Annotated in this window: 6 protein-coding genes; 3 read left to right on the forward strand and 3 right to left on the reverse strand. The window is 75.1% G+C overall.

The annotated features are described in order from the left end of the window. Positions 1-73: 73 nt before the first annotated feature. Together J1M39_RS08495 and J1M39_RS08500 are read right to left on the reverse strand one after the other, a co-directional pair. Positions 74-1492: an L-serine ammonia-lyase gene (locus J1M39_RS08495; protein WP_070709614.1), complete on the reverse strand. Its 1419-nt coding sequence runs from the start codon at positions 1490-1492 to the stop codon at positions 74-76. Between the two features lie 183 nt (positions 1493-1675). After that, positions 1676-2590, reverse strand: coding sequence for an NUDIX hydrolase (locus J1M39_RS08500; protein ID WP_101965623.1), 915 nt, complete (start codon positions 2588-2590; stop codon positions 1676-1678). Between the two features lie 179 nt (positions 2591-2769). Here J1M39_RS08500 and J1M39_RS08505 point away from each other — a divergent pair, with 179 nt between their 5' ends. Genes J1M39_RS08505 through J1M39_RS08515 form a run of 3 tightly spaced genes read left to right on the forward strand, consistent with a single transcriptional unit; the run spans position 2770 to position 6330 of the window. After that, entirely contained in the window at positions 2770-3552 is a 783-nt protein-coding gene (locus J1M39_RS08505; RefSeq protein ID WP_063189076.1) for an electron transfer flavoprotein subunit beta/FixA family protein, read from the forward strand. Then, positions 3549-4586 (forward strand): electron transfer flavoprotein subunit alpha/FixB family protein, encoded by a 1038-nt coding sequence (locus J1M39_RS08510; RefSeq protein WP_063189078.1) that lies wholly within the window; start codon positions 3549-3551, stop codon positions 4584-4586. Before J1M39_RS08505 ends, J1M39_RS08510 begins: the two co-directional genes overlap by 4 nt. 52 nt (positions 4587-4638) lie before the next feature. After that, a complete protein-coding gene (locus J1M39_RS08515; RefSeq protein ID WP_240756390.1) occupies positions 4639-6330 on the forward strand; it encodes a cytochrome b/b6 domain-containing protein in 1692 nt (563 codons plus the stop codon). 133 nt (positions 6331-6463) lie between these two features. Here the strand turns inward: J1M39_RS08515 and J1M39_RS08520 are convergent. After that, on the reverse strand, positions 6464-7377 hold a 914-nt coding region (locus J1M39_RS08520), incomplete at its 5' end, for a PaaI family thioesterase (protein WP_206496672.1).

The following is a 7377-nucleotide window of genomic DNA, read 5'->3' on the forward strand; positions in this document are numbered from 1 at the left end:
TCGGGCCCCACGCTAGCGGACGGGTGCCCCGTCCGTCCCGACCGGGGCGGCGCTGGGCCGCGGACCCAGGCGATCAGCACTCGATGACGTTCACGGCCAGGCCGCCGCGCGAGGTCTCCTTGTACTTGGACTTCATGTCCGCGCCGGTGTCGCGCATGGTCTTGATGGCCTGGTCCAGGGTCACCCGGTGCGAGCCGTCCCCGAGCAGCGCCAGCCGGGCCGCGTTGATGGCCTTCACCGACGCGATCGCGTTGCGTTCGATGCACGGCACCTGGACCAGGCCGCCCACGGGGTCGCACGTCAGCCCGAGGTTGTGCTCGATCCCGATCTCGGCCGCGTTCTCCACCTGGTCCACGGTGCCACCGAGCACGGCGCACAGCGCGCCCGCCGCCATGGAGCAGGCCGAGCCGACCTCGCCCTGGCAGCCGACCTCGGCGCCGGAGATGGAGGCGTTGCGCTTGTACAGGATGCCGATCGCCGCCGCGGTGAGCAGGAACTCGACCACCTTGTCGTCCCGCTCCTGCTGCGTGGCGCCCTCGGGGAGCACGAAGCGCATGTAGTAGAGCATGACGGCCGGGATGATGCCCGCGGCGCCGTTCGTGGGCGCGGTGACGATGCGCCCGCCCGAGGCGTTCTCCTCGTTCACCGCGAGCGCGAAGAGGTTGACCCACTCCATGGCCCACATGGGGTCGGTGCGGTCGGTGGTCTGCAGCAGGTGCTCCCGCAGCGCGGGGGCCCGACGGCGGACCTGCAGTCCGCCGGGCAGGATCGGCTCGGTGCGGGTCACGCCGTTGTGGACGCATTCCTCCATGACGGCCCAGATGGCCAGCAGCCGGGTGCGCAGCTCGTCGAGGTCGTGCCGGGTGGCCTCGTTGGCGAGCATGAGCTCCGCGATGCTCAGGCCCGCCTCGTGGCAGCGGGCGGCGAGCTCGGCGCCCGTGGAGAAGGGGTACGGTTCGCCGGTGTCGCCGTCGTCGGCGCGGTTGACGTCCTTGGTGGCGTCCAGCTCGGCCTCGAGCTCGTCCGAGGTGACCACGAAGCCGCCGCCCACCGAGTAGTAGTCGCGGGTGTGGAGCTGTCCGCCGGCGTCGTCGTAGGCGGTCAGGCGCATGCCGTTCGGATGCCCGGGCAGGGACTCGCGCATGTGCAGCGTCAGGTCGCCCCGCCGGTCGAAGGCGATCTCGTGGCGCCCGTCCAGGGGCAGCCGACCGCCCGTGACGATCTCCTCCACGAGCCCGGTGCAGGCGTCCGGGTCGATGGTCTCGGGGTCCTGGCCGGCCAGGCCGAGCAGCACCGCGGTGTCCGAGCCGTGGCCCACGCCGGTGGCCGCCAGCGAGCCGAACAGCTCGGCGTGCACGCGGGCCGTGCGCTCGAGGACGCCGTGCTGGCCCATGCTGTCCGTGAAGCGGCGGGCGGCGCGCATGGGTCCCACGGTGTGGGACGAGGACGGGCCGATGCCGATCGAGAACAGGTCGAGGACGCTGAGCGCCATGCAGTGCTCCTAGGGTGCGAGCGGGACGCGCGGAGCCGGGGGTGCGGGCCGGACGCGCGGAGCCGGGTGATCCGGTGCAGACCAGACTAGGGGCACGGGGCCCGGCAGGCCATGGGGTCGCGGGTCGAGGTCCGCGGTGCTCTCCGGCCCGTCGCCCGCCGCACGGACCGGAGCCGGGAGCGCTCAGAGGATGTTGTCCTTGGACTCCTCCACCTGCGCGGCCGCACGGAACGCCGTCAGGTCACGCAGATACTCGTCCGCGTGGCGGAACACGGGCCCCTGCCCGGCCACGAGCATGACCCCCTCGAGGGGCTCGAACCGGGAGCGGCCCGCGTGGAGGTCCTCGCCGGCGTCGACCAGGGTGCGCAGCTGCCACCACGTGGGGGCCATCAGGTTGACCTCGCCGGCCCGGAAGCGGCGCAGCAGCTCGGCGGGCGACGCCCAGCCGTGGCTGGCCGCCTCGGAGGACATCCGCTCGGGGGACTGACCCTGCGGCAGGTGGACGGCGAAGAAGAACGTGTCGTAGCGGCGCGGGCCCCCGTGCGGGGTGATCCACCGGGACCACGGCACGAGCGCGCCGGCGTCGGGGCGCAGCCCCTCGCGGTCGAGCAGATCCCCGAAGTCCACCTCGTGGCGCTCGACGGCGTCGCGCAGCTCGTCGGGGAACGCGGCCACCCGGGCCGGGTCCACGGGGGTGCCGGTGGCGGCGTCCCGGGCCAGGAGCACTCCGGTCTCCTCGAACGTCTCGCGGACGGCGGCGGCCAGCACGCGGCCGGCGCCGTCGGCGGGGTCGAGTTCCGCGAGGGTGCCGTGGGCGTCCGCGGGCTCGTGCGGCAGCCCCAGGCGCCGGCCCCAGTCGGCCAGATCCGTGCCCTCCCACAGCCGGTCCGGCAGGTCGTCCGCGGGGTCCACGCGGCCGCCGGGGAAGGCCGTGGCGTGGGCGCTGAAGGCCATGGTCCCGGCGCGGCGGACCGTGAACACCGAGGTCTCGCCGTCGGCCCCGGGTCGGACCAGCACGAGGGAGGAGGCGGGCACCGCCGGGACCCGGGGCCGGTCCTCGGCGACCGGCGGCTCGGCGGACGGGGCGGCGGGGCTCACGGTGCCTCCTCGGTTCGGGCGATCATGGTCCGGACGCGCGGGCCGACGACGGCGGCCCCGGCCGCTCCCGCGCGGGGGTCATGCGGCCCGGATGTGCGCGGACCCGTAGTCTGTAGCGTAAGTCGCCGCGCTCGGGGCGGAGGCCCCGGGGCGAGACCGCGACCCAAGGAGGAGAGGCCGTGAAGATCCTGGTGCTGGCCAAGCAGGTGCCGGACACGTGGCAGGAGCGTGAGCTGAGCCTGGAGACCGGCTGGGTGGTGCGCGACGGCGCGGCCGAGCCCGTGCCGGACGAGATCAGCGAGCGCGTCATGGAGGTCGCCCTGGGCTGGCGGGACGCCGGCGCGGACATCGAGGTCGTGGCCCTGACGGTGGGCCCCGAGGACTCCTCGAAGACCCTGCGCAAGATGCTGGCCATGGGCGCGGACTCCGCCGTGCAGATCACCGACGACGCACTCGTCGGCTCGGACGCCGTGCAGACGGCTCGCGTGATCGCCGCGGCCGTCGAGAAGGAGGGCGCCGACCTCGTGCTCGCCGGCACGCTGTCCACGGACGGAGGCACCGGCGTGGTGCCCGCCATGGTCGCCGAGCTCCTGGAGCGGCCCTACCTGCCGCACGCCGAGGCCCCCGAGCTGGCCGACGGCGAGCTGACCGGCACCGTGGCGACCTCGGACGCGGACGTGCGCGCCGCCGTCGCCCTGCCCGCCGTGGCGGGCCTGACGGAGAAGACCGCGGAGCCGCGGTTCCCGAACTTCAAGAACATCATGGCGGCCAAGAAGAAGCCGCTCACCGTGCTGTCCCTGGCCGACCTCGGCATCGCCGCGGGCCCGGCCGAGGCCGCCTACCGCTCCGTGATGGTCTCGGCGGACACGCGTCCCGAGCGTGCCGCGGGCGAGAAGGTCACCGACGACGGCACCGCCGCCGAGCGGCTGGTGGAGTTCCTCGCGGGTCGGGGGCTCGTGTGAGCGCGAACGTGGAGGAGACCGAGATGACGACGCAGACCGACGCCGCGAACAGCGGCCAGACCGTGCTGGTGCACGCCGAGATCGGCGCGGACGGAGCGCTCCGCCCGATCGTGGCCGAGCTCCTCGGCGCCGCCGCCACCGTGGGCGTGCCCGAGGCCGTCCTCGTGACCGGCGCGGAGGGCAGGGACGCCGCCGTCGCCCGTCTGGGGGAGTACGGCGCCACGCGCGTCCACGTCCTCGTGGCCGACGACGCCGCCACCACCCTGGGCGACGCCGCCGTGCAGGCCCTCGCCGCCGCGACCGCCCGCACCGCGCCCGTGGCCGTGCTGCTCTCCGGCAGCCCCGAGTCCCGCGCGGTGGCCGGCCGCCTGTCCGTCCGCGCCCGCGGCCCCGTCTGCGCGGATGCCGTGGGGCTGCGCTGGGCCGACGACGAGGTCATCGCCCGCCACTCCGTGTTCGGCGGCGACTACCTCAGCGAGTCCACCGGCGAGGGCGGCCCCCGGATCATCACCGTGCGCCCCGGCGCCGTCGCGGACCGGGCCCCGGCCGTCGAGGCGCCCGAGGTCGTGGAGCTGGCCGCCGCCGAGCTCGGCCCGGTGACCGCCGGCGCCCGGGTGCTCGAGGTGAACGCCCGCACGCAGAACTCCGCCCGTCCGCCCCTGCGCGGCGCGAAGACCGTCGTCGCCGGCGGTCGCGGCGTGGGCTCCGAGGAGGGCTTCGCGATCGTCGAGCAGCTCGCCGACGAGCTCGGCGCCGCCGTGGGCGCCTCGCGTGCCGCCGTCGACTCCGGCTACACCGCGGCCGAGCGCCAGGTGGGCCAGACCGGCGTGATCGTGTCCCCGAACCTGTACATCGCCCTCGGCATCTCCGGCGCCATCCAGCACCTGGCCGGCATGAAGACCGCCAAGACCATCGTGGCGATCGACAAGAACGAGGACGCCGAGATCTTCGAGCACGCCGACTTCGGCGTGGTCGGGGACATCTTCCAGGTGGTCCCGCAGGTCATCGAGCAGCTGCGCACCCGCCGCGGCTGAACCGGTGCGGGCGCGGTCCGCTGCGGACCGCGCCCCTCGGACGAGGAGAAGCATGCCCAAGCAGCGAATGGCCGGCTACGTCCCCCTGAAGGGCGCCCCGGCCGAGACCGAGCCCGCCCCCGCCCCGGCGCAGGACACCACGACGGCGGCCCCCGCCTCGGCCGCGGCCGCCGTCCCGGTGGCGCCGACCGCGCCGACGTCGGGCCTCACGCCCCTGTCCGCGCGACGCCGCATGGCCGGGTACGTCCCGTTCGCCCGCGAGGCCGAGTGGCTCGGCGGCGCCCCCGCCCCGGCCGCGGGATCGATCCCGGCCGCCGCCCCGGCGCGGTCCGTCGCGCCCGAGCCGATCGCCGCCTCGGCGTCCCCGACGCGGGCCCCCGCACCCGCGGAGACCGAGCCCGTCGTGCCGGACGTGGCGGCCGTCGTCGCCTCCGCGACCGGTGCGCCGGCCGCGGCCGGGGTGGGCGCTCCCGTGGAGTCCGACCTCGTGCCGCTCGCGAAGCGGCGACGCATGGCCGGGTACGTGCCGTTCGCCCGGGAGGGGGAGTGGTTCACCGAGCTCGCCGCCGTGGGCGGCCCCACCGCGCCGGAGATGGTGGCGCAGGAGGTCGTCGCCGAGCCGGCCACCGCCGAGCCCGCCGCCGCGGAGCCGGCCGATGCGGAACCGGCCGTCGCCGCCCCCGTGGCCGCGGCGCCGGCTGCGGAGCCGGCTCCCACCGCGCCGGACACCCGTTCGGCCCCGCCGGCCTCCACCGCGCAGCCGCCCCGGGCCGTCCCCGGGGCCGCCACCGGCACGCCCGCTCGGGCCGCGGAGACGGACGCCGCCGAATCCGCCGCCCCGTCCCGCCTGCGCAAGGCGCTGCCGGCGGTGGCCGGCGTCGTCGTGCTGGCGCTGCTCGCAGTGCTGGCCGGACGCTGGCTGCGGAGCCTCGACCCGGTGGCGGACTTCATCGCGACCTACGACGGGCACCCGGTCCTGCCCGAGGGCACCCCCGAGGGGATGCCCTGGTGGATGGGCTGGCAGCACTTCCTGAACATGTTCCTGATGGTGCTGATCATCCGGACGGGCCTGCAGATCCGTCACGAGACGCGGCCTCCGGCCAACTTCACTCCGACGAAGGACGGCCTGTTCTCCGCGCGGGGCAACACCCCGAAGAAGTTCTCGCTCACCATCTGGACGCACCAGGCCCTCGACGCGCTGTGGCTGCTCAACGGCGTGATCTTCGTGGTGCTGCTGATCGTCACCGGCCACTGGGCGCGGATCGTGCCCACGGACCCGCACGTGTTCCAGCACGCCCTGTCCGCCGGCATCCAGTACCTGTCCCTGGACTGGCCCACGGAGAACGGCTGGGTGCACTACAACGCGCTGCAGATGCTCTCCTACGCGCTGGTGGTGTTCGTGGCCGCCCCGCTCGCCGCCCTCACGGGCTGGCGCATGTCCTCGTGGTTCCCCACGGAGGCCAAGGGACTGAACAAGGCGTTCCCCATGGAAGTGGCCCGCAAGGTGCACTTCCCGGTGATGGTCTTCTTCGTGGCGTTCATCGTGGTGCACGTGTTCCTCGTGGCCTTCACGGGCCTGCTGACGAACCTGAACCACATGTACACCTCGCGCGGCGGGGCCACCGACGCGTGGGGCCTCGTGGTGTTCCTCGTGAGCGTGGCGGTCACCGCCGCCGCGTGGTTCTTCCTGAAGCCCGCCTTCACGGCCCCCGTGGCCTCCCGGTTCGGCACCGTGGGCCGCTGAGCCGGCCGCACGACGACGGCCCCTCCTCCTCCCGGGACTTTCGAACGTGATGTCGGGGGAATGAGCGCTTTCGAACGTGAGATAGGCCCTTTCTCACGTTCGAAAGCGCTCGGGTGCTCGGGCGTGCGGGGCGTCAGCTCCGGGCGGCGCGGAAGGTGACCTGCACCTGGACCATCGGCTTGTCGGCCACGGGGACGCCGTCGGCGCCGACCGGCACGAGGTCCACCTCCACGAGGCGCAGGGACCGGCCGGCGTGTCGCACCCGTGTGAGGGCGACCATCTCGCCATGCCCCGGGCGCACGAACACCACGTGCACGGCCTGGACGTCGTAGCGCACGCGGTCCGGCATGGCCGCCTGCGCGGCGATGACCGCCCGCAGCGTCATGGCCCCGCCGTGGACCGCGCCCGACGGGTTGGCCAGCTCTGGCTTCGGGGCGAAGCGGGCGCCCGCGCTCGCCGCGGCAGCGACGGCGGGGCGCACGTCCGGATCGGCCGCCGGCAGCGACTCGGGGCGGGCGGCCAGCAGCCCCGGCATGGGCACGCGGGTCTCGGCCCCGCGGGGCAGCCGTCCGGCGGCGACGAACGCGGCCATCCGCTCCGGCGCTCCGGCGGGCACCGACTGGAACCAGCCGGTCGCCTCGACGACGCGACGCCCGTCCGCGTCCTCGAGCCACGCGCGGGCCACGCCACCGCCGGCATCCCAGGCCAGCGGGCGGGTCCAGCACTCCAGCAGCGGGCCGTCGTCCCCGGCCTTGACGGCCTCCGCGTCGAAGGCGGGCAGCGGGCCGAGCACGTTGACCTGCAGCTCGGTGGTGACCACGGTCTCGATGTCCCGTGCCGCGTGGTGCACGGCCACCGCGGTGGCGTTGTCCATGATCACGGTGGCCGCCGCGCCGGTGGGCCGGCCGTCCAGGTCGAGGCACCACGGGCCGACCTCGAACGCGGCCGGGTTGAGGGCGCCGTCCCGCTCGGTCATCAGCGCGTGGCGGCGGATGCCGAACAGCTGTTCCGTGCGGCCGGAGGGGTGGGAGCGGGGGCCGGTGGGCG

The sequence above is a fragment of the Micrococcus sp. KRD077 genome, from assembly GCF_017168505.1.
Classification (GTDB): Bacteria; Actinomycetota; Actinomycetes; order Actinomycetales; family Micrococcaceae; genus Micrococcus; species Micrococcus luteus.